The 21,225-nt window shown below is 75.1% G+C and carries 20 protein-coding genes; 9 read left to right on the top strand and 11 right to left on the bottom strand.

All coding sequences use genetic code 11. The features are described 5' to 3' along the window. On the bottom strand, window positions 1-788 hold a 788-nt coding region (gene infC, locus CS2_RS13510), incomplete at its 3' end, for a translation initiation factor IF-3 (protein WP_156442137.1). Window positions 789-1,210: 422 nt separating this feature from the next. Here infC and CS2_RS13505 point away from each other — a divergent pair. From CS2_RS13505 to CS2_RS13490, 4 genes are all read left to right on the top strand, one after another. After that, complete coding sequence (locus tag CS2_RS13505; protein WP_046528207.1) at window positions 1,211-1,624, top strand: Fur family transcriptional regulator; 414 nt, start codon at window positions 1,211-1,213, stop codon at window positions 1,622-1,624. Between the two features lie 68 nt (window positions 1,625-1,692). Continuing rightward, the gene (locus tag CS2_RS13500; RefSeq protein WP_070320380.1) at window positions 1,693-3,198 is read left to right on the top strand and encodes a catalase; all 1,506 of its coding nucleotides are present in this window, start codon (window positions 1,693-1,695) and stop codon (window positions 3,196-3,198) included. Window positions 3,199-3,318: 120 nt separating this feature from the next. Further along, complete coding sequence (locus tag CS2_RS13495; RefSeq protein WP_062102499.1) at window positions 3,319-3,693, top strand: DUF1844 domain-containing protein; 375 nt, start codon at window positions 3,319-3,321, stop codon at window positions 3,691-3,693. Window positions 3,694-4,095: 402 nt separating this feature from the next. Beyond that, a complete protein-coding gene (locus CS2_RS13490; RefSeq protein WP_046528204.1) occupies window positions 4,096-4,599 on the top strand; it encodes an FBP domain-containing protein in 504 nt (167 codons plus the stop codon). 3 nt (window positions 4,600-4,602) lie between these two features. On the opposite strand, the gene CS2_RS13485 is transcribed toward CS2_RS13490, so the two are convergent. Next, complete coding sequence (locus tag CS2_RS13485) at window positions 4,603-5,937, bottom strand: MFS transporter (protein WP_070320379.1); 1,335 nt, start codon at window positions 5,935-5,937, stop codon at window positions 4,603-4,605. 158 nt (window positions 5,938-6,095) lie between these two features. Between CS2_RS13485 and CS2_RS13480 the strand changes: the two genes are divergently transcribed. The 3 genes from CS2_RS13480 to CS2_RS13470 are packed head-to-tail and all read left to right on the top strand — an operon-like array spanning window position 6,096 to window position 7,895. Then, window positions 6,096-6,746, top strand: coding sequence for a hypothetical protein (locus tag CS2_RS13480; RefSeq protein WP_070320378.1), 651 nt, complete (start codon window positions 6,096-6,098; stop codon window positions 6,744-6,746). Beyond that, entirely contained in the window at window positions 6,743-7,471 is a 729-nt protein-coding gene (locus CS2_RS13475; RefSeq protein ID WP_070320377.1) for a S1C family serine protease, read from the top strand. Before CS2_RS13480 ends, CS2_RS13475 begins: the two co-directional genes overlap by 4 nt. A 22-nt stretch (window positions 7,472-7,493) precedes the next feature. Further along, on the top strand, window positions 7,494-7,895 hold the full coding sequence (locus CS2_RS13470) for a hypothetical protein (RefSeq protein WP_070320376.1): 402 nt from the start codon (window positions 7,494-7,496) through the stop codon (window positions 7,893-7,895). Window positions 7,896-7,943: 48 nt separating this feature from the next. On the opposite strand, the gene CS2_RS13465 is transcribed toward CS2_RS13470, so the two are convergent. From CS2_RS13465 to CS2_RS13440, 6 genes are all read right to left on the bottom strand, one after another. Further along, on the bottom strand, window positions 7,944-8,672 hold the full coding sequence (locus CS2_RS13465) for an SseB family protein (protein ID WP_070320375.1): 729 nt from the start codon (window positions 8,670-8,672) through the stop codon (window positions 7,944-7,946). Continuing rightward, a complete protein-coding gene (priA, locus tag CS2_RS13460) occupies window positions 8,669-9,421 on the bottom strand; it encodes a bifunctional 1-(5-phosphoribosyl)-5-((5-phosphoribosylamino)methylideneamino)imidazole-4-carboxamide isomerase/phosphoribosylanthranilate isomerase PriA (protein WP_070320374.1) in 753 nt (250 codons plus the stop codon). The genes CS2_RS13465 and priA overlap by 4 nt, the downstream gene beginning before the upstream one ends. Window positions 9,422-9,473: 52 nt before the next feature. After that, on the bottom strand, window positions 9,474-10,121 hold the full coding sequence (gene hisH, locus CS2_RS13455) for an imidazole glycerol phosphate synthase subunit HisH (RefSeq protein ID WP_070320373.1): 648 nt from the start codon (window positions 10,119-10,121) through the stop codon (window positions 9,474-9,476). Window positions 10,122-10,203: 82 nt separating this feature from the next. Continuing rightward, entirely contained in the window at window positions 10,204-10,683 is a 480-nt protein-coding gene (locus CS2_RS13450) for a hypothetical protein (protein WP_070320372.1), read from the bottom strand. Continuing rightward, the gene (gene hisB / locus CS2_RS13445) at window positions 10,680-11,303 is read right to left on the bottom strand and encodes an imidazoleglycerol-phosphate dehydratase HisB (protein ID WP_070320371.1); all 624 of its coding nucleotides are present in this window, start codon (window positions 11,301-11,303) and stop codon (window positions 10,680-10,682) included. The genes CS2_RS13450 and hisB overlap by 4 nt, the downstream gene beginning before the upstream one ends. Next, complete coding sequence (locus CS2_RS13440) at window positions 11,300-12,391, bottom strand: histidinol-phosphate transaminase (protein ID WP_046530473.1); 1,092 nt, start codon at window positions 12,389-12,391, stop codon at window positions 11,300-11,302. The genes hisB and CS2_RS13440 overlap by 4 nt, the downstream gene beginning before the upstream one ends. Window positions 12,392-12,568: 177 nt before the next feature. On the opposite strand from CS2_RS13440, the gene CS2_RS13435 reads away from it, so the two are divergent. Continuing rightward, window positions 12,569-14,710, top strand: a complete 2,142-nt coding sequence (locus CS2_RS13435; RefSeq protein ID WP_070320381.1) for a RecQ family ATP-dependent DNA helicase — start codon at window positions 12,569-12,571, stop codon at window positions 14,708-14,710. A 60-nt stretch (window positions 14,711-14,770) separates the two neighbouring features. On the opposite strand, the gene hisD is transcribed toward CS2_RS13435, so the two are convergent. Beyond that, entirely contained in the window at window positions 14,771-16,093 is a 1,323-nt protein-coding gene (gene hisD, locus CS2_RS13430) for a histidinol dehydrogenase (RefSeq protein ID WP_070320370.1), read from the bottom strand. A 135-nt stretch (window positions 16,094-16,228) separates the two neighbouring features. On the opposite strand from hisD, the gene CS2_RS13425 reads away from it, so the two are divergent. After that, window positions 16,229-16,453: an RNA-binding S4 domain-containing protein gene (locus CS2_RS13425; RefSeq protein ID WP_169798653.1), complete on the top strand. Its 225-nt coding sequence runs from the start codon at window positions 16,229-16,231 to the stop codon at window positions 16,451-16,453. 99 nt (window positions 16,454-16,552) lie between these two features. Here the strand turns inward: CS2_RS13425 and dnaE are convergent, their stop codons facing one another. Continuing rightward, window positions 16,553-20,146, bottom strand: coding sequence for a DNA polymerase III subunit alpha (dnaE, locus tag CS2_RS13420; protein ID WP_046528191.1), 3,594 nt, complete (start codon window positions 20,144-20,146; stop codon window positions 16,553-16,555). Window positions 20,147-20,209: 63 nt separating this feature from the next. Further along, a complete protein-coding gene (locus tag CS2_RS13415) occupies window positions 20,210-21,145 on the bottom strand; it encodes an RluA family pseudouridine synthase (RefSeq protein WP_070320368.1) in 936 nt (311 codons plus the stop codon). Between the last annotated feature and the right edge of the window lie 80 nt (window positions 21,146-21,225).

Here is a 21,225-nt window from a genome sequence, read left to right as displayed (position 1 = left end):
GCCGGGCGCGACGCGGGCGCCGGCTCGGCGGCGGCCGGAGCAGCCGCGGGCGCGGGCGCCGTCTCGACGGGCGCCTGCTCGGCGGCGGGCGTCTCCTCGACCTCGATCGTCTCGTCGACGGTCTCGAGCGTGTCGTCGACGGTCTCGTCGGACGCCTCGCGACGCGGGCGCTCGTCGCGCGACTGCGCGGCGCGGCGCTCCTTCTGCTGGTCGGCCTTCTTCTTGGTCGGGCCGAGCACCATGATCATGTTGCGCCCGTCCTGCTTGGGCATGCTCTCGATGAAGCCGAGCTCGGCGACGTCGGCGGCGAGCCGCTGCAGCAGGCGCACGCCCATCTCCGGGCGCGACTGCTCGCGGCCGCGGAACATGATCATGACCTTGACCTTGTCGCCGGCCGCGAGGAAGCGCTCGACGTGACCCTTCTTGGTCCCGTAGTCGTGCGGGTCGATCTTCAGACGGAAACGGATCTCCTTGAGGATCGTGTTCGTCTGGTTCCGACGCGCCTCACGGGCCTTCATGTCGGCCTCGTACTTGAACTTCCCGTAGTCCATGATCTTGCACACGGGCGGACGGGCGGTCGGCGCGACCTCGACCAGGTCGAGGTCCGCGTCCTGGGCAAGGCGCAGCGCGTCCTCCAGGCGCACGATGCCGACCTGCTCCCCCTGGGGGCCGACGAGTCGGACCTCGGAGACGCGGATCCGATCGTTGATGCGGGGCTCGCTGATGTGGTGCTCCTCGGGTGAGTCGTGATGGACCCCAGGAACGAGGAAGGCCCCCGTCCTGGGCACAGGAGGAGGCCATGTCCGGTCGCGGCGGCCTCCCTCGCGGGCGACCACCGTGCGGTCGGCGGGCGAGCCCGACGACCGGCGACTGGGACCCGGTCCCTGTCGCCGGACGAGCCGGACGGGCGGGACCCAGGTGGGACGTGACTCCACTTGTGCATCCGTGCCGCCGCGGGTCCCCGACACCGGCACGGAGGTCCTGGGCCGTCCGGCCGGGGCCGGTCGACGAGGTGCCGTGCGGGGACGAGGGCGCGCGGTAGCGCGGAACAGTCCCGACAACCATACCAGAGCTCGAGCGCGACCCCCCCGACCCCTCCGCACCCCTCCTCGGCACCCCGCCCTCACCCCGCGGCACCCGCCGCCTCGCACGGGCGACCTGGACAGTCGTCAGACTTGAACGATTCCAGAAACCATGATCGGGTGGGACCGTGACCGACACCGACCTGCTGCGGCAGCACGGGCTGCGGGTGACCGCTCCCCGGCTCGCCGTGCTCGACGCGCTCGAGGCGCACGCGCACCTCGACGCCGACGAGGTGCTGCAGCGCGTCCGCACGACCCTGCCGACCGTGTCGGTGCAGGCCGTCTACGACGTGCTGCACGCCCTCGCCGGCGTCGGGATGCTGCGCCGCATCGAGCCCGCGGGGCACCCCGCGCGCTACGAGCGCCGCACGGGCGACAACCACCACCACGTCGTGTGCCGCACGTGCGGCACCGTCGACGACGTCGACTGCGTCGTCGGGCACGCACCGTGCCTGGCCCCGAGCTCGACGTCGGGCTTCACGGTCGACACGGCCGAGGTCACGTTCTGGGGCCTGTGCCCCGCCTGCCGGTCCGCCGGCTGACCCACCCGGTGCCGTCCCTGCCGGCACCCGCGGGCGTCCGCGCCCGTCCCGACGAAGGAGGAGCCCCCGTGCCCCACGTCCCGCCCACCACCACGAACTCCGGTGCGCCCGTCGCGTCCGACGCGCACTCGCTCGCCGTCGGCGCCGACGGCCCGATCGTCCTGCACGACCACTACCTGGTCGAGAAGCTCGCGCAGTTCAACCGCGAGCGCGTGCCCGAGCGCGTCGTCCACGCCAAGGGCGGCGGCGCCTTCGGCACGTTCACGGTGACGCACGACGTGTCGGCGTACACGCGCGCGGCCCTGTTCCAGCCGGGTGCCACGACCGAGATGCTCGCGCGCTTCTCGTCGGTCGCCGGCGAGCACGGCTCCCCCGACACGTGGCGCGACCCGCGCGGCTTCGCGCTGAAGTTCTACACGACCGAGGGCAACTACGACCTCGTCGGCAACAACACGCCCGTGTTCTTCCTGCGCGACGGCATCAAGTTCCCCGACTTCATCCGGTCGCAGAAGCGCCTGCCGGGCTCGAACCTGCGCGACAACGACATGCAGTGGGACTTCTGGTCGCTGTCGCCCGAGTCGGCGCACCAGGTCACCTGGCTCATGGGTGACCGGGGCCTGCCGCGGTCGTGGCGCACGATGGACGGCTTCGGCTCGCACACCTACCAGTGGGTCAACGCGGCCGGCGAGCGGTTCTGGGTCAAGTACCACTTCCAGACCCAGCAGGGCATCGACAACCTCACGGCCGACGAGGCCGCGCAGCTCGCGGGGTCCGACGCCGACCACCACATCCGCGACCTGTTCGAGCACATCGCCGACGGCGACTTCCCGCGCTGGACGCTGCGCGTGCAGGTCATGCCGTACGAGGACGCGAAGACCTACCGGTTCAACCCGTTCGACCTCACCAAGGTGTGGCCGCACGCCGACTACCCGCTCATCGACGTCGGCGTCATGGAGCTCAACCGGAACCCCGAGAACCACTTCGCGCAGATCGAGCAGGCGACGTTCGCGCCCAGCAACTTCGTGCCCGGCATCGGCCCGAGCCCCGACAAGATGCTGCTCGCGCGGATCTTCTCCTACGCCGACGCGCACCGGTACCGCGTCGGCACCAACCACGCGCAGCTGCCGGTGAACGCGCCCCACGCCGAGGTGCACTCGTACTCGAAGGACGGCGCCGCGCGCTACGCGTTCCCGCCCGCCGACCGCCCGGTCTACGCGCCGAACTCGCTCGGCGGCCCCGCCGCAGACCCGGCGCGCGCGGCCGAGACCGGCGGCTGGGAGTCGGACGGCGAGATGGTCCGCGCCGCCGCGACCCTGCACCCGCAGGACGACGACTGGGGCCAGGCCGGCACCCTCTACCGCGACGTGTTCGACGACGCCGCGCGCGAGCGGTTCCTCGAGACGATCACGGGCCACGTCGGCGCCGTGCGCAGCGACGAGATCCGCGCGCGCGCCGTGCAGTACTGGACGAACGTCGACGCCGGGCTCGGCGCCGCGCTGCGGGCCGCGCTCGTCGCCGCCGGCGCGCCGGTCGAGGCGGGCGAGCCCGGGACGGCCAGCACGCCCGTCGCCTGACGCCCGCGTCCCGACGCAGCCCGACGACGGCCCGCACCCCACCGGGTGCGGGCCGTCGTGCGTCCACCGCAGCTGCCCGCCGGGTGCGGGCGGGCACCGCACCGGTGAGAGGATCGGGGCATGAGCGACTCGCCCGCCCACGACGCGCCGGACCCGACCGCCGAGGCGGTGCGCGACATCGCCGACGTCGCCGCCGTGGAGGTCATCACGACCGCCGCCGTCCACCTCATGAGCGCGGCCGCCGTCAAGTGCGGGCTCGCCGAGGACGACGCGGACGGCGCCGGTGCGCGGCACCGCGACCTCGACGAGGCGCGCAAGCTCATCACGGCCCTCGCGGCGCTCGTCACCGCGTCGGCGCCCGACATCGGCAACCAGCACGCGCGCTCGCTGCGCGACGGCCTGCGCTCGCTGCAGCTCGCGTTCCGGGAGGCGTCGCCGTTCCCGGACGCGCCGGGCGAGGGGCCCGGCGAGGCGTTCACCGGCCCGGTCTCCTGACCGCTCTCGCGACCGCCCGCGGCAATCGGGGCGACGGGACGCCGACCACGGGCGTACCCTCGACGAGGCGCGCGGCCCGTGCGCGCCGTCGACCGACCGGAGGAGCGAGCATGCGGTGCGTGACCGCGGGGAGCGAGGTGGCCGTGCAGGCCTGCTCGGGCGTCCCCCGTCGCCGCACCGCCGTCTCCTGAGCGCCCGGGCACCGTCCCGCACGCTGGCGCGCCGTCCTCGCGCACCCTCGACGGGTGCCGACGACGCGCCGACCGCACCCGCGGTCCCCGTGACGGCCGGTGGCGGCCCCGCCCGCCCTGCCGTCGTCCCCCGGCCCGCCCGCGCCCGTCCCCGGTCGCGGCGCACCGTGGTGGGACGACGGTCCCCCGCCGCACGGAAGACCGAGAACCCATGCTCCCCCTGACCGAGAAGCAGCTGCGCTCCGCCCTCGTCAACGCCTCGCGCCGCGAGGCCGCCGACGCGACCCTCCCCGACCTGACGACCCTCGACTGGGACCGCCTCGACTACCTGGGGTGGCGCGACCGCCGCGCGCCCCTGTCCGCGTACGTCGTGCTCGAGCTCGACGGTGCGCCCACCGGCGTGCTGCTGCGCGCGTCCGACGCGTCCCGTGCCCGCCGCCGTGCCGTGTGCGCGTGGTGCGAGGACGTCGTCGTGACGGACGACGTCACGCTGTACGTCGCGCGGCGCGGCGGTGCGTCGGGGCGGCGCGGCAACACGATCGGCACGCTGATCTGCACGGACTTCACGTGCTCGCGCAACGTGCGGCGGCCACCGACCCGCACCGAGGCCGGGTCCGACGCCGAGGCGATGCGCGAGCTGATCGTCGAGCGGCGCGTCGCGGGTCTGCGCGAGCGCTCCGCGCGGTTCGTCGCGGAGATCCTCAGCACGCGCTGAGCGTCACGGCGCGGTCGGCGTGTGCCCCCGAGGGGCCGCACCGGCCGCGCCGTCGCGCGCACCGACCGGGTCGTCGACGACGACCTCGGCGGGCGTCTCGGCGGCGGGCGACGTGACGACGGCCGGCGACGACGGCACGGCCGGCACGTCGCCCGCCGCGCCCGCCGGCGCCAGGAGGGCGGGCCTGCGACGGCGCACCGCGACCACGACGAGCCCGAGGCCCGCGACGCCGCCGCCCACGACGGCCGCCGTGAGGAAGCCGCCGCCCGCGCCCACGTGGTCGATGACCCACCCGCACAGCGGCGCGCCGAGCGCGTTGCCGACGGTCTGCATGGTCCCGCTCCACCCCATGACCTCGCCGCGGCGCTGCTCGGGGACCAGCCGCACGAGCGTCGCGTTGATGGACGACAGCGCGGGCGCGCATGGCAGGCCCGCGACGAACACGGCCACCGCGAGAGCGACCGGGCCCTGCACGAACGCGGCCGGGAGCGTCGCGGCGGCGAGCACCGCGACGAGCAGCAGCGGTGACGGCTGCCGCGGGCTCGCGCCGTGCAGCAGGCCGCCGACGGCCGACCCGCCGGCCCACAGCGCGATCATCCAGCCGACGTCCGTGGCGCGCCCGGCGTCGTTGAGCGCCGCGACGAGCGACACGTCGGTGCCCATCAGCACGAACGACGCGGCGGCGGCCGCGAGCAGCACGACCAGCAGGTGCGCGGACAGCACGCGCGTGCCGGGCGGCAGCGGCGCGTGCTCGACGCCGGCCGTGCGCGTCGGGGGGTTCGCCCACAGCAGCAGCAGGCCCGCGGCGACGGTCGCCGACCCGACCACCGTGAGCGCGAGCGCGCTCGACCCCTGCGTCACGAGCAGCACGCCGAGGACGGGGCCGAGCATGAACGTGAGCTCGGTGAAGACCGAGTCGAGCGCGTAGGCCGCCTTCTGGTGCGCGGGCGGCACGAGCACCGCGAGCGACTGCCGCGTCACGGAGAAGACGGGCACGAGGAAGACGCCCGCGACGAACGCCGCGGCGATCAGCGGCACGTACGCGAGGTGGGGCGCCGCGAGCCAGACGCCCGACTCGACCACCACCGACGGCAGGACGGCACGGCGCAGCCCCACCCGGTCGACGAGGCGACCGCGCCACGGCGCGCCGATCGCGAGGCCCACGGTCATCGCCGCGGCGACGACGCCCGCACGCGCGTACCCCTCGTCGAGCGCCGTGACGACGTGCAGCGTCAGCACGACGCCGGTCGTCGCGTGCGGCACGCGCGCGACGAGCGAGACGAGGAACAGCCGCAGCACGCCGGGCAGGCGCAGCACGTCGCGGTACGAGGAGATCACGAGTCCGTATCGTCACACGCCGCGCACCGTGCCCCGGTCCGCCCGTCCCGGGCGCACCGCAGCGACCTGTCCGGCTCGTCCCGTCCCGTCCGGAGCGCACCCGTCACGCGCGGCGCGACTGCGCCCGACGTCACACGTCGCACGCCTATCCTGGGGCGATGAGCGGCCCGAGCGGACCCGTCCCCTCCCCCGGACCCCAGCCCCCTGCCGTCCCGCCGTCGGTGCCGCCGGGCGGCTGGCCGGCCGCGGCGCCGAGCCCGCAGCCGGCACCCACGGACGCTCCCCCGCCCGCGCGGCGCCGGCGCCCCGCGGTCGCGGTCCTCGCGGTGCTGCTGGTGCTCACGCTGGTCGGCGCGGGCGTGCTCGGCACGTACCTGTGGCGCACGAGCGACTCGTGGCGCGACACCGCGGCGGACTGGGAGGCGCTCGCGCGCGAGCACGGTGCGCAGGTCGCGCAGACGCAGGCCGACCTCGAGGCGACGTCGTCCGAGCTCGAGGCGACCCGCGGCCAGCTCGCGACGGCGCAGACCCGCATCACCGAGCTCGCGGACGAGAAGGCGCAGCTCGGCGACACGACGGCCGCGCAGCAGCAGCTCGCCGACTACCAGACGCGCGTCTCGCGCGCGGCGGGCGACGTCGCGACGGCGCTGACGAACTGCATCGACGGTCAGAAGCGCCTCATCGAGTACCTCGGCGACACGTCGCGCTACGACGCGGACGACCTCGCGCGGTTCCGCGCGGACGTCGAGCGCGTGTGCGGCGCGGCGACCGACGCGAACGCGGCGCTGCAGCGGGAGCTCGCGCGGTGAGCCGCCGCGTGGGCGCGGCGACGCTCGTGGGCGTGCTCGCGCTGGCCGGGTGCGCGGCGCTGCCGCAGCCCGCGCCGCCCGTGCCGGGCAGCGTCGTCCCGAGCAGCGCGCCCGCGCCGTCCGCGAGCGCGGACGGTTCGCAGCTGTCGCCCGACGGCTTCGACGCCGCGCAGCGCATGGCCGTGCGCATCCGGAACATCGGGTGCGGGGCGCTGTCGACCGGGTCGGGGTTCGCGGTGGACGAGCACACGCTCGTGACGAACCGGCACGTCGTCGCGGACTCCGCCGAGCTCGAGCTCAGCACGTACGACGGCCGGGACGTCACCGCCGAGGCCGCGAGCACGGCCGCCCTCGCGGACCTCGCGGTCGTGCGGACGGTCGACGCGCTGCCCGCCGCACCCGTGCTCGCCGACGCGGACCCGGCCGTGGGCGACCCCGTGACGGTCGTCGGTTACCCGCTGGGGCGGCAGCTGACGGTGACCGACGGCCGCGTCGTGGGTGCGGTCACGGACCCCCTCAACGAGAACCTGGGCGAGGTGCTCGTGACCGACGCGCCCGTCGAGCCCGGGTCGTCCGGGTCGGCGGCGCTCGACGCCGAGGGACGCGTCATCGGCGTGGTGTACGCCAAGAACGCCGACGACATGAGCTTCCTCGTGCCCGTGAGCACGCTGCGCGACCTGCTGGCCGACGAGACGGCCTTCGCACCCGCACCCGCGTGCGGGTGACCCCACCGAGAGGACGCACGACATGGGTGACCACCGCCTCGACCCCGCCGCGCTGACGCGCTCCGCCGACGACACGTTCACGGTCCGCCGCGTGTTCGGCGAGCCGTACGAGCGGGACGGTGCGCTCGTCGTGCCCGTCGCGCGCGTCACGGGCGCCGTGGGGACGGCGACCGCGACCGGGGACGGCGGTGTGCGCGGCCCACGGCGCGACGACGACCGCGGCGCCGGGCCGTACGGCACCGGCGACGCCGGTGCGGGCGCGTTCGGCACGCACGTCAAGGCGGTCGGCGTGTTCGTCGTCGACGACGACGGTGCGCACTGGCACCCGGCGCTCGACCTCAACCGCGTGATCCTCGGCGGGCAGCTCGTGGGCGCGGTCGTCGGGTGCGCGTTCGCGCTCGCGTGGGCGCTGCGGCGTCGCTGAGACGACCCGCCGGCGTCCGCTGGGACGACCCGCCGCGGGCGAGGCCGCTCAGGCCGTGCGGACCCGCAGCTCGAGCGAGTCGACGCGCGCGGCGACGTCGGGGTGCTGCGCGAGCGCCGCGTTGACCTGACCGAGCACGCGGTCGAGCGCGGCGCGGTCGAGACCGGGCAGCACCGCGAGCTCGACGGCGACCTCGGCGCGCGTCCCGGGCACCGCGTCGGCGCCCGCGACGAGGCGCACGCCGGCCACGGCGTCGCGCACCGCGGCGCGGACGGCGTCGTCGACCCGGCCCGCGCGCACCGCCGGGCGCCACGGCTGACCCTGCGCGAGCGCGTAGACGGCCGTGCGCGGCAGCACCGCGGTGACCGGTCCGCCCGCGTCGAGGACCATGACCTCCCAGCCCTCGGTGACCGCCGAGAGCGCGGCGCGCGCGACGTCGGACGGCACCGGGCGCGCGTCGGCGCGCCAGCGGGTCATCGCCGCGACGCCCGTGAAGACGGGCAGCGCCGTGCGGCCGTCGGGCGTGCGCAGCGCGACGACGCCGGCCGACGCCTCCTTGTCGACGGTGTGGGCGTGGCCGTCGTGCTCGACGACGCCCTCGACCTCGAGCTCGGCCAGCACGGGCACGAGCACGCGCGTCGGCGCGAGCGCGGCCACGACGTCCGCGAGCTCGGCGCCGCCGTCGGCGTACCGTGCGAGCGTCGCCGTGAGCGCGGGGTCGGCCGAGCCGTCGTCGCCCGCGAACGGTGACGACGGCGGCAGCGCGCGGCCGGTCACGGGCGCCCGGCGACGTCCAGCGCCTGCGGCAGCGTGAACGCACCCGCGTACAGCGCCTTGCCGACGATCGCGCCCTCGACGCCCGCCGGCACGAGCGTGCGCAGCGCCGCGACGTCCTCGAGGCTCGAGACGCCGCCCGACGCCACGACCGGCGCCGACGTGCGCGCGCACACCTCGCGCAGCAGGTCGAGGTTCGGGCCGCGCAGCGTGCCGTCCTTGGTGACGTCGGTGACGACGTACCGCGCGCAGCCCGCGTCGTCGAGGCGCGCGAGCACCTCCCACAGGTCGCCGCCCTCCTGCGTCCAGCCGCGGGCCGCGAGCGTCGTGCCGCGCACGTCGAGACCGACGGCGATCTGGTCGCCGTGCGACGCGATGACCCGCGCGGTCCACTCGGGGTCCTCGAGCGCGGCCGTGCCCAGGTTGACGCGCGTCGCACCCGTCGCCAGCGCACGCTCGAGCGACGCGTCGTCGCGGATCCCGCCCGACAGCTCGACCTTGACCCCCTTGGCGGCGAGCTCGGCCGCGACCTTGCCCAGCAGCACCGCGTTGGTGCCGCGCCCGAAGGCGGCGTCGAGGTCGACGAGGTGGATCCACTCGGCACCGCCCGCGTACCAGTCGAGCGCCGCGGACAGCGGGTCGCCGTACGACGTCTCCGAACCGGCCTCGCCCTGCACGAGGCGCACGGCCTGGCCGTTCGCGACGTCGACGGCGGGCAGCAGCTCGAGCCGGGGCTCACGCGTGGGTGTCATGGGTCCTCTCCGGGTGGGGTCCGCGCGCGCCGGAGGCGGGTGCGGGCGGTGCTCAGCGCAGCGAGCCGACCCAGTGGGACAGCAGCTGCGCGCCGGCGTCGCCGGACTTCTCGGGGTGGAACTGGGTGGCCGACAACGGCCCGTTCTCGACCGCGGCGACGAAGCGCCCGCCGTGGTCGGACCACGTGACGAGCGGCGGCGGGAGCGGGTGCTCGCCTGCGGCCGGCGCGTCGTGCAGCGGGAAGGTGCGCGCCGCGTAGGAGTGCACGAAGTAGAAGCGCTCGTCGGCGAGCCCGTCGAACAGCACCGAGCCCGCGGGGGCGTCGACCGTCGCCCAGCCCATGTGGGGCACGACGTCGGCCTCGAGGCGGTCGACGACGCCGGGCCACTCGCCCAGGCCGTCGGTGCGCACGCCGTGCTCGACGCCCTCGCCGAACATCACCTGCATGCCGACGCAGATGCCGAGCACGGGACGTCCGCCCGCGAGTCGGCGGTCGACGATCTGGTCGCCGCCCACGGCGCGCAGACCGGCCATGACGGCCGCGAACGCGCCGACGCCGGGGACCACGAGCCCGTCGGCCTCGAGCGCGGCCTGCTTATCGGCGGTCAGCTCGACGTCGGCGCCGACGCGGGCGAGGGCCCGGACGGCGGAGCGCACGTTGCCGAAACCGTAGTCGAGGACGACGACGCGAGGAGACACCCGGACAGGCTACCCGCGCCCCGGTCGGCGCCCGTCGGGCGTCCGTCGGGCGGACGTCGGGCCGACGCGCCGCGCCGGCGCGTCAGCGACGGTGCGCCGCCAGCATGCGCATGGCCTTCCACCGCGACAGCCCGACCGACGTCACGACGCCCTCGAGCTCGCCCACCGGCACGTCGCCGAGCAGCAGGTCCTCGAGCACCGGGGGCGCGCCGGACAGCACGAGTCCTGCCGGCAGGTCCTTCTCGCGCGCACCGCCGACCCACTGCGACGCGGCGATCTTGCCCTCGCGCCGCTCGAGCAGGACCACCGGCACCTGCCGCAGCAGCCGCGACACGGCACCGGCCGCCTCCGAGCCGGCCGCCGGGTCGCGGACCACCGCGAGCGCGCCGATCGGCGAGGGCACGGCGTCGACGTCGACCTTGGCGAGCGAGCACGCCGCCGCGAGCGCGTCGGCGACCGCCACCTGCGTGACGACCACGGCGACGGTCGGCGGCTGCTCGGCCGTCAGGGACGACAGGTCGTCGGGGACCTCGACGCCGTCGAGGTCGTCCGTGCCGCTCACAGGGCCCCCTTGGTGGACGGCACGCCGTCCACCCGCGGGTCGAGCGCGACCGCGGTGCGCAGCGCGCGCGCGAGCGCCTTGAACTGCGCCTCGACGATGTGGTGCGGGTCGCGGCCCGCGAGCACGCGCACGTGCACCGTGAACGCCGCGTGGTGCGCGATCGACTCGAGCACGTGCGCCGTGAGCGAGCCCGTGAAGTGGCCGCCGATGAGGTGGTACTGCTGCCCCTCGGGCTCGCCCGAGTGCACGAAGTACGGCCGGCCGGAGACGTCGACGACCGCGTGCGCGAGCGCCTCGTCGAGCGGCACGGTCGCGTCGCCGTAGCGCACGATGCCGCGCTTGTCGCCCAGCGCCTCGCGCAGCGCCTGCCCCAGCACGATCGCGGTGTCCTCGACCGTGTGGTGCGCGTCGATGTGCGTGTCGCCCTGCGCGCGCACGGTGAGGTCGATCAGCGAGTGCTTGCCGAGCGCCGTGAGCATGTGGTCGTAGAACGGCACGCCCGTGTCGATCTGCGTGCGTCCCGTGCCGTCGAGGTCGAGCTCGACCACGACGCTCGACTCGCTCGTGCCGCGCTCGACGCGCGCCGTGCGACGGCCCGTCCCGCTGGGCTCCCCGCTCATCGTCCCGTCACCTCCACCAGGGCGTCCGTGAACGCCGCCGTCTCCGCCGGGGTGCCGACCGACACCCGCAGCCACCCCTCGGGGCCCGTGACGCGCACGAGCACGCCCCGGTCGAGCAGACCCTGCCAGACCGCGTCGCGGTCGTCGAACCGGCCGAACAGCACGAAGTTGGCGTCCGAGTCGGCCGCCTCGAACCCGCGGCCGCGCAGCCACGCGACGAGCGCGTCGCGCTCGTCGCGCAGCGAGCCGACCTGCGCCATGAGCTCGGGCGCGTGCGCGAGCGCGGCGCGCGCGACGGCCTGCGTCACGGCCGACAGGTGGTACGGCAGGCGCACGACCCGCAGCGCGTCGACGAGCGCGGGCGCGGCCGCCAGGTAGCCCACGCGGGCGCCGGCGAGGCCGAACGCCTTCGACATCGTGCGGCTCACCGCGAGGTGCGGGTGCTCCGCCAGCAGCTCGAGCGCCGACGGCGTGCCGGCACGCCGGAACTCGCCGTACGCCTCGTCGACGACGACCACGCAGCCGCCGGGCACGCGCGCCGCCGCGTCGAGGACCGCGCGCACGGTGGCGGCGGGCAGCGCGGTGCCCGTGGGGTTGTTGGGGCTCGCCAGCAGCACGACGCTGGGGGCGTGCTCGGCGATCGTCGCGCGCGCGTGCTCGGGGTCGAGCGTGAAGTCCTCCGCGCGTCGCCCCACGACCCACCGGGTCGAGGTGTCGCGCGCGTACTCGGGGTACATCGAGTACGTCGGCGCGAACGACAGCGCCGTGCGCCCCGGGCCGCCGAACGCCTGCAGCACGTGCAGCATGATCTCGTTGGAGCCGTTGGCGGCCCACACCTGGGCCGGCGTGAGCGCGACGCCGGACTCGGCGAGCAGGTACGCGGCGAGGTCGGCCCGCAGGTCCGCGAAGTCGCGGTCGGGGTACCGGTTGAGCCCGCGCGCGGCCTGCGCGACGGCCGCGGCGACGTCGGCGACGACCTGCTCCGACGGTGCGTACGGGTTCTCGTTGACGTTGAGCAGCACGGGCACGTCGAGCTGCGGCGCGCCGTAGGGCTCGAGGCCCGCGAGCTCGGGGCGCAGCGGCAGCACCGCGCCGGGGGCGCCGGCCGCGCCGCCGGTCGACGGGTCGGTCGAGGGGACGGTCGACGGGTCGGGCGGGAGGTCGGACGAGACGGTCACGCCCCGAGTGTAGGGACCGTGCGCGGCGCACCCGCGGCCCCGCCCACCCAGCGGGCGGTGTGGGTGCACGCACGTACGCTGCCGGTCATGCCGACCCACGCCGACCCCGCCGCCGTCGACCGCACCGCGCTGCGCGCGCAGGCCGAGGACGTGCTGCGTGCGCTGGTCGGGCGGCCCGACGCGCGCCTGCACGAGGACCAGTGGCAGGCCGTCGAGGCGCTCGTCGCCGACCGGCGTCGCGTGCTCGTCGTGCAGCGCACGGGGTGGGGCAAGTCGGCCGTCTACTTCGTCGCGACCGCGCTGCTGCGCCGCGGCGCGGCCGGTCCGCCGCGCGGCGCGACGATCATCGTGTCGCCGCTGCTCGCGCTCATGCGCAACCAGGTCGAGGCGGCGCGCCGCGCGGGCATCGCGGCCGAGACGCTGAACTCGGCGAACCAGCAGGACTGGGACGACGTGCACGCGCGCATCGCGGCGGGCGAGGTCGACGTGCTGCTCGTCTCCCCCGAGCGCCTCAACAACCCGAGCTTCCGCGACGAGGTGCTGCCGCGGCTCGCGTCCGACGCCGGTCTCGTGGTGGTCGACGAGGCGCACTGCGTGTCGGACTGGGGACACGACTTCCGCCCCGACTACCGCCGCATCCGCACGCTCCTCGCCGACCTGCCGCACGGCGTGCCGGTGCTCGCGACGACCGCGACCGCGAACGCGCGCGTGACGGCCGACGTCGCCGAGCAGCTCGCGGTCGGCGACGACGACGCGGGTGCGCTCGTGCTGCGCGGCACGCTCGACCGCCCGAGCCTGCGCCTGCAGGTGACCACGCTGCCCGACGTCGCGACGCGCCTGGCCTGGCTCGCGGCGACGCTCCCGGCGCTGCAGGGGTCCGGCATCGTCTACTGCCTGACGATCGCGGCGGTCGAGCAGGTCACCGAGCACCTGCGGGCCGCGGGGCTCGACGTGCGCGCGTACACCGGGCAGACCGACCCGACCGAGCGCGAGCAGGCCGAGGCCGACCTGCTCGCCAACCGGGTCAAGGCGCTCGTCGCGACGTCGGCGCTCGGCATGGGGTACGACAAGCCCGACCTCGGCTTCGTCGTGCACGTCGGCGCGCCGTCGTCGCCGATCGCGTACTACCAGCAGGTCGGCCGTGCGGGCCGAGCGACGCAGCGGGCGGACGTCGTGCTGCTGCCGGGCCACGACGACCAGGCGATCTGGGAGTGGTTCGCCTCGACCGCGTTCCCGCCCGAGGACCAGGTGCGCGCGACGCTCGTCGCGCTCGACGCGCACGGCACGCTGTCGACCGCGGGCCTCGAGACGTTCGTGAGCCTGCGGCGCAGCCGCCTCGAGGGCATGCTCAAGGTGCTCGACGTCGACGGCGCCGTGCGGCGCGTGCGGGGCGGCTGGGAGTCGACCGGTCAGCCGTGGTCGTACGACGGCGAGCGGTACGCGCGCGTCACGGCGGCACGGCGCGCCGAGCAGCGCACGATGCTCGACTACCAGGCGACCGAGGGCTGCCGCATGGCGTTCCTGCGGGCCGCGCTCGACGACCCGGACCTGCCCGACGGCTGGCGCTGCGACCGGTGCGACCGCTGCACCGGCGAGAGCGTGGGCGCCGTTCCGGACACGTCGGCGGTCGAGCACGCGCGCGAGCTGCTCGCGGTGCCGGGCGAGCCCGTGACGGCGCGGCGGCAGTGGCCGTCGGGCCTCGGGTCGCTGGGCCTGGACCTCAAGGGCCGCATCCCCGCCGACGAGCAGGTCGAGGAGGGGCGCGCGGTCGGCCGCCTGGACGCGCTCGGGTGGGGCGGTCCGCTGCGCGAGGCGCTGCGCGAGCAGGTCCCGGCCGAGCTGCCCGCGAACCTGCGCCCGCCGGTGCGCACGGTGCTCGACGCGTGGGCGCCGCAGGTCGACGTGGTCGTCGCGGTGGCGTCCGAGAGCCGGGGCGCGCTCGTCGAGCACCTCGCCGCTGGCACGGCGCGGCTGCTGGGCGTGCCGATCGTCGGCGCGCTCGTGCCGACGGGCACGCCGTCGCGGCACGACGTGAACTCGGCCCAGCGGCTCGCGGACGTGCTGCGGCACCTCGACCTGCCGCCCGACGTGGCCGCCGCGGTCGCGGGGCGACGCGTGCTGCTCGTCGACGACCGCACCGACACCGGGTGGACGCTCACGGTCGCGGGCCGCCTGCTGCGGCGCGCGGGCGCGCAGCAGGTGCTGCCGTTCGTGCTCGGCGTCGGCTGACCCGGGCGCTGCGTCGGACGGCCGGGCCGTCCGACCGTCGAGCGGCACGCCCGACGCGCGTCAGAACCGCGCGCGGACCGCCTCGCCGTGCGCGGGCAGGCCCTCGGCGTCCGCGAGCGCGACGACCCGGTCGGCCACGACCGCGAGCGCGTCGGCGTCGTACTCGATCACCTGGACGGCACGCAGGAACGAGTGCACGCCCAGGCCGCTCGCGAAGTGCGCGCAGCCGCCCGTGGGCAGCACGTGGTTGGACCCGGCCATGTAGTCGCCGAGCGACACGGGCGACCAGGGGCCGACGAAGATCGCACCGGCGCTCGTGACCCGCTCCGCCCACGCGGCCGCGTCGACCGTCTGGATCTCGAGGTGCTCGGCGCCGTACGCGTTGACGACGGCCAGCCCGGCCTCGAGGTCGTCGACGAGCACGATCGCCGACTGCGAGCCGCGCAGCGCGGTGGCGACCCGCTCGCGGTTCACCGTGTCCTCGACGCGGTCGACGAGCTTGGCCTCGACCGCGCCCGCGAGCTCGACCGACGGCGTGACGAGCACGGCCGCGGCGAGCGGGTCGTGCTCGGCCTGCGACACGAGGTCGGCCGCGACGTGCACGGCGTCGGCCGTGCCGTCCGCGAGGACCGCGATCTCGGTCGGCCCGGCCTCGGCGTCGATCCCGACGAGACCGCGCACGAGGCGCTTGGCCGCCGCGACGTAGACGTTGCCGGGCCCGGTGATGACGTCGACCGGCTCGCAGAGCGTCTCGCCGTCGACGTCCTCCGAGCCGGCGGCGCCGTAGGCGAGCATCGCGACGGCCTGCGCGCCGCCGACCGCGTAGACCTCGTCGACGCCGAGCAGCGCGCACGTCGCGAGCACGACCGGGTCGGGCAGCCCGTCGCGGTCCTTCTGGGGCGGCGACACGACCGCGAGCGACTCGACGCCCGCCTCCTGCGCCGCCACGACGTTCATGACCACCGACGACGGGTACACCGCGAGCCCGCCGGGCACGTACAGCCCGACGCGCCGCACGGGCAGCCACCGCTGGCGCACCTGCGCTCCGGGGGCCACCTCGACCGTGAAGTCGGCGGGTCGCTGCGCGGCGTGCACGCGACGCACCCGCACGATCGTCTCCTCGAGCGCCGCGCGCACGCGCGGGTCGAGCGCGTCCACCGCGGCCGCGACGACCTCGGCCGGCACGCGCACGTGCACCGGCCGCACGCCGTCGAAGCGCTCGGACAGGTCGCGCAGCGCGGCCGCGCCGTGCGCGCGCACCTGCTCGAGGATCGGCGCGACGGCCGCCGCGGCGTGCTCGACGTCGAGCTCGGCCCGGGGCAGCTCGTCGAGCAGCTCACGACGCGACAGGGTCCGACCGCGCAGGTCGATGCGGGAGATCACGTCTCGGATTCTAGGCCGCGAGGCGCGCGTGCTCCCGTCCGTCCGCGACACACCTCGCGCCCGGGTGCCGCCCCCGGGGCCGCGACCCGCACGGCCCGTCGTCGCACGTGCGCCGTGTCCTGCCAGACTGGGCGCGTGAGCACGCGCGACGACCCCATCCGCCTCGGCCAGTTCCTCAAGCTCGTCGGGCTCGCCGAGACCGGCGGGCAGGCCCGCGCGCTGCTCGACGACGACGCCGTGACCGTCAACGGCGAGCCGGAGACGCGCCGCGGCCGGCAGCTGCAGGTCGGGGACGTCGTCGAGGTCGACCTGCCGGGCGGTCCGCTGCAGGCGGTCGTCGAGCTCGACGACGAGGACTGAGCGCGGCGCACCGACCGACGGCGCCCTCCGCCGCGGGCGCGGTGCGAGGTCCGCGGGCGCCAGGTCCGCGGCGGCGCACCGGCCACGGACCCGCGCGCGCTAGGAGGCCAGCCCCACCGTCGCCTGCCCCGGCGTCGCGAGGCAGCTCGGCCCGAGCAGCGCCTTGAGGTCGCCGTACAGCGACGGCGAGCGCTCGACGCGGAACCCGTCGCCGAGCCGCATGACGACCGCGCGGCCGGGGCTCGTGAGCCGCAGGTGCACCTCGGTCACGCCGGGGTGCGTCGACAGCACCTCCCGCAGCCGCTCGACGACGGGCGGCGTGCAGCGCGACTCGGCGAGCGACACCACGACGGGCGCGTCGGCGACAGCCGACGTGTCGGGGATCGTCACCTCCATCGCCTGCAGCTGCATCTGGTCGTCGCGCCGTCGCACGCGCCCGCGGATCACGAGCACCGCGTCCTCGGCGAGCACGGTCGAGTAGGCGAGGTAGGTCTCGCCGAAGAACATGATCTCGACGGAGCCCTCCATGTCCTCGAGCGTCACGGCGGCCCACGGGTTGCCCTGCTTGGACATCTTGCGCTGCAGGCTCGTGACGAGCCCCGCCACCACGACGGTCGACCCGTCGGGGCGCGCCTCGTCGGCGTTGAGCGTCGCGATCGAGACGTCGGCCTGTGCGGACAGCACGTGCTCGAGACCCGACAGCGGGTGGTCGGACACGTAGAGGCCGAGCATCTCGCGCTCGAACGCGAGCCGCTGCTTCTTGTCCCAGTCGGGCAGGTCGGGGATCGTCACGGCGATGCCGCTGCCGGTCTCCTCGTCGCCGCCCAGCTCGGCGAACAGGTCGAACTGGCCCGTCGCCTCCTTGCGCTTGACGTCGATGACGGCGTCGACCGCCTGCTCGTGGATCAGCAGCAGCGAACGCCGCGCGTGCCCGAGCGAGTCGAAGGCGCCCGCCTTGATGAGCGACTCGATCGTCCGCTTGTTGCACACGACGGCCGGCACCTTGTCGAGGAAGTCCGTGAACGACGTGAACGCGCCCTTCTCCTCGCGCGCCGCGACGATCGCGTCGACCACGTTGGCGCCGACGTTGCGGACCGCGGTGAGGCCGAAGCGGATGTCGGCGCCGACGGCCGTGAAGTTCGCCGACGACGAGTTGACGTCGGGCGGCAGGACCGTGATGCCCATGTGGCGGCACTCGCCGAGGTACAGCGCCGACTTGTCCTTGTCGTCGCGCACCGACGTGAGCAGGCCCGCCATGTACTCGGTCGGGTAGTTCGCCTTGAGGTAGGCCGTCCAGTACGACACGACGCCGTACGCCGCGGAGTGCGCCTTGTTGAACGCGTACCCGGCGAACGGGACGAGCACGTCCCACACCGCCTGGATCGCCGCGTCGGAGTAGCCCCGCTCGCGCATGCCCGCCTGGAAGGGCACGAACTCCTTGTCGAGGACCTCCTTCTTCTTCTTGCCCATCGCGCGGCGCAGCAGGTCGGCCTGGCCGAGCGAGTACCCGGCGAGCTTCTGCGCGGCGCGCTGCACCTGCTCCTGGTAGACGATCAGGCCGTGGGTGACGCCCACCACGTCCTCGAGCGGCTCGACGAGCTCGGGGTGGATCGGCTCGATCTCCTGCAGCCCGTTCTTGCGCAGCGCGTAGTTCACGTGCGAGTTCATGCCCATCGGGCCGGGGCGGTACAGCGCGATGACGGCCGACACGTCCTCGAAGTTGTCGGGGCGCATCTGCCGCAGCAGCGACCGCATCGGCCCGCCGTCGAGCTGGAACACGCCCAGGGTGTCGCCGCGGCCCAGGAGCTCGTACGTCGCGCGGTCGTCGAGGGGGACCTCCTCGATCGCGATGGGCTCCTTGCCGTTCATCACGATGTTCTCGAGCGCGTCGTCGAGGATCGTGAGGTTGCGCAGGCCCAGGAAGTCCATCTTGATCAGCCCGAGCGCCTCGGACGCCGGCTGGTCGAACTGCGTGATGATCGCGCCGTCCTGCGGGCGCTTCATGATCGGGATGATGTCGAGCAGCGGCTCGCTCGACATGATGACGCCGGCCGCGTGCACGCCCCACTGCCGCTTGAGGTTCTCCAGGCCGCGCGCGGTCTCGAGCACGCGCTGCGCCTCGGGGTCCGCCGCGACGACCTGGCGGAACTCGTCCGCCTCGGCGTACCGCGGGTGCTCGGGGTCGTACATGCCGGACAGCGGGATGTCCTTGCCCATGACGGGCGGCGGCATCGCCTTGGTGAGCTTCTCCCCCATCGCGAACGGGAAGCCCAGCACGCGCGACGCGTCCTTGAGCGCCTGCTTGGCCTTGATGGTGCCGTAGGTGACGATCTGGCAGACCCGGTCGTCGCCGTACTTCTCGGTGACGTACCGGATGACCTCGCCGCGCCGACGCTCGTCGAAGTCGACGTCGACGTCGGGCCAGGACACGCGCTCGGGGTTGAGGAAGCGCTCGAAGATCAGGCCGTGCTCGAGCGGGTCGAGCTCGGTGATGCCCATCGCGTACGACGCCATCGAGCCGGCGGCCGAGCCACGGCCCGGCCCGACGCGGATGCCCTGCGCCTTGGCCCAGTTGATGAAGTCCGCGACCACGAGGAAGTAGCCCGAGAACCCGAGCTGCGTGATGACGCCGACCTCGTAGTCGGCCTGCTTCTGCACCGCGTCCGGGATCGAGCCGGAGTAGCGCCGCAGCAGACCGTTCTGGACCTCCTTGACGAACCAGGAGTCCTCGTTCTCCCCCGCGGGCACGGGGAACCGCGGCATGTAGTTCGCGCCGGTGTTGAACGACACGTCGCACTGCTCGGCGATGAGCAGCGTGTTGTCGCACGCCTCGGGCAGCTCGGCCCACGTGCGGCGCATCTCGGCCGCGGACTTCACGTAGTAGCCCGTGCCGCCGAACGCGAACCGCGACCCGCCGTTGTCGCTGGTCGGCTCGTCGAGCGTCGACCCGGACTGGACGGCGAGCAGCACCTCGTGCGCGTGGGCGTCCTCCTCGCGCGTGTAGTGCAGGTCGTTCGTCGCGACCAGCGGCGCCCCGATGGCCTCGGCGACGCGCAGCAGGTCCTTGATGACGCGCTTCTCGATGTCGAGCCCGTGGTCCATGACCTCGACGTAGAAGAACTCCTTGCCGAAGATGTCCTGCAGCTCGCCCGCCGCGCGCACGGCCTCGTCCCAGTGACCCAGGCGCAGCCGCGTCTGCACCTCGCCCGACGGGCAGCCCGTGGTCGCGATCAGGCCGTCGGCGTAGCGCGACAGCAGTTCGCGGTCCATGCGGGGCCACTTGCCCATCTGCCCCTCGACGGACGCGAGCGACCCCATCCGGAACAGGTTGTGCATGCCCGCGGTGGTGCGGCTCAGCAGCGTCATGTGCGTGTACGCGCCGCGCGCCGACACGTCGTCGGCGGCCTGGTGCGCCTCGCCCCACCGCACGCGGTTCTGGTCGAACCGGCTCGTGCCCGGCGTGACGTACGCCTCGACCCCGATGATCGGCTTCACGCCCCGGTCGGTGGCCTTCTGCCAGAACTCGAACGCCCCGAACAGGTACCCGTGGTCGGTGATCGCCATCGCCTGCTGCCCGAGGCGCGCGGCCTCGTCGAGCATCTCGCCGATGCGGGCGGCACCGTCGAGCATCGAGTACTCGCTGTGCACGTGGAGGTGGACGAAGGACGGGTCCGGGGATCCTCCAGCAGCCATGCGTGCGATCCTACGTCGCCCCACCGACGCCCCCGACGCGGCCCGCCGGGCGAGGGGTGCCGATCAGGAGTAGGCGCCCCGCAACGCCTCGAGCGCCGCCGCGAGGTCGTCGGGGTACTCGCTGCGCGTCTCGAGCCACTGCCCCGTGCCCGGGTGCTCGAACCCCAGACGGACGGCGTGCAGCCACTGCCGCCGCACGCCCACGCGCGCCGCGAGCGCCGGGTCCGCGCCGTACGTGAGGTCGCCCACGAGGCTGTGCCGCAGCGCCGCGAAGTGCACGCGGATCTGGTGCGTGCGCCCGGTCTCGAGGTGCACCTCGACGAGCGACGCGCCTGGCAGCATCTCGAGCACCTCGTAGTGCGTCACCGACGGCTTGCCGTCCGCGACGACCGCGAACTTCCAGTCCGACGACGGGTGCCGGCCGATCGGTGCGTCGATCGTGCCGGTCGTCGGCGACGGGTGGCCCTGCGCGAGCGCGTGGTACACCTTCTCGACCGTGCGCTCCTTGAACGCGCGCTTGAGCACCGTGTACGCGTGCTCGCTCTTCGCCACGACCATGAGGCCCGACGTGCCCGCGTCGAGGCGGTGCACGATCCCCTGGCGCTCGGCCGAGCCGGACGTCGAGATCCGGTAGCCGGCCGCCGCGAGCGCCCCGACCACCGTCGGCCCCGTCCACCCCGGCGACGGGTGCGCGGCCACGCCGACGGGCTTGTCGACGACCACGACGTCGTCGTCGTCGTGCACGATCCGCATGCCCGGCACGGGCTCGGGCACGACCACGGGCGTCGCCGGTGCGGGCTCGGTGAGGTCGACCTCGAGCCACGTGCCCGCGACCAGCCGGTCCGACTTGGCGACCGCGCGGCCGTCGACCCGCACGGCGCCGTCCGTCGCGAGGTCCGCCGCGCGCGTGCGCGAGAGCCCGAGCAGCCGCGCGAGGGCCGCGTCGACCCGCTCGCCGGCCAGGCCGTCCGGGACCGGCAGCGACCGCACGCCGCTCACGCGGCACCGTCCCGGCCCGGTGCCGTGCCCGGACCGTCGTCGACGGCGGCAGCGGGCCGGCCGGCCGGCTCGGCGGGCCC

This window comes from Cellulomonas iranensis NBRC 101100 = JCM 18110 (assembly GCF_001552375.1).
Classification (GTDB): Bacteria; Actinomycetota; Actinomycetes; order Actinomycetales; family Cellulomonadaceae; genus Cellulomonas; species Cellulomonas iranensis.
This window is presented reverse-complemented; position numbering and strand designations above follow the sequence as displayed.

What these genes read in the sequence shown, in the direction of transcription:
- CS2_RS13495 (WP_062102499.1), top strand. Translation starts at nt 3,319, where the DNA reads ATGAGCGACTCGCCCGCCCACGACGCGCCGGACCCGACCGCCGAGGCG.
- CS2_RS13490 (WP_046528204.1), top strand. Translation starts at nt 4,096, where the DNA reads ATGCTCCCCCTGACCGAGAAGCAGCTGCGCTCCGCCCTCGTCAACGCC.
- CS2_RS13480 (WP_070320378.1), top strand. Translation starts at nt 6,096, where the DNA reads ATGAGCGGCCCGAGCGGACCCGTCCCCTCCCCCGGACCCCAGCCCCCT.
- CS2_RS13470 (WP_070320376.1), top strand. Translation starts at nt 7,494, where the DNA reads ATGGGTGACCACCGCCTCGACCCCGCCGCGCTGACGCGCTCCGCCGAC.
- priA (WP_070320374.1), bottom strand. Translation starts at nt 9,421, where the DNA reads ATGACACCCACGCGTGAGCCCCGGCTCGAGCTGCTGCCCGCCGTCGAC.
- hisB (WP_070320371.1), bottom strand. Translation starts at nt 11,303, where the DNA reads ATGAGCGGGGAGCCCAGCGGGACGGGCCGTCGCACGGCGCGCGTCGAG.
- CS2_RS13435 (WP_070320381.1), top strand. Translation starts at nt 12,569, where the DNA reads ATGCCGACCCACGCCGACCCCGCCGCCGTCGACCGCACCGCGCTGCGC.
- dnaE (WP_046528191.1), bottom strand. Translation starts at nt 20,146, where the DNA reads ATGGCTGCTGGAGGATCCCCGGACCCGTCCTTCGTCCACCTCCACGTG.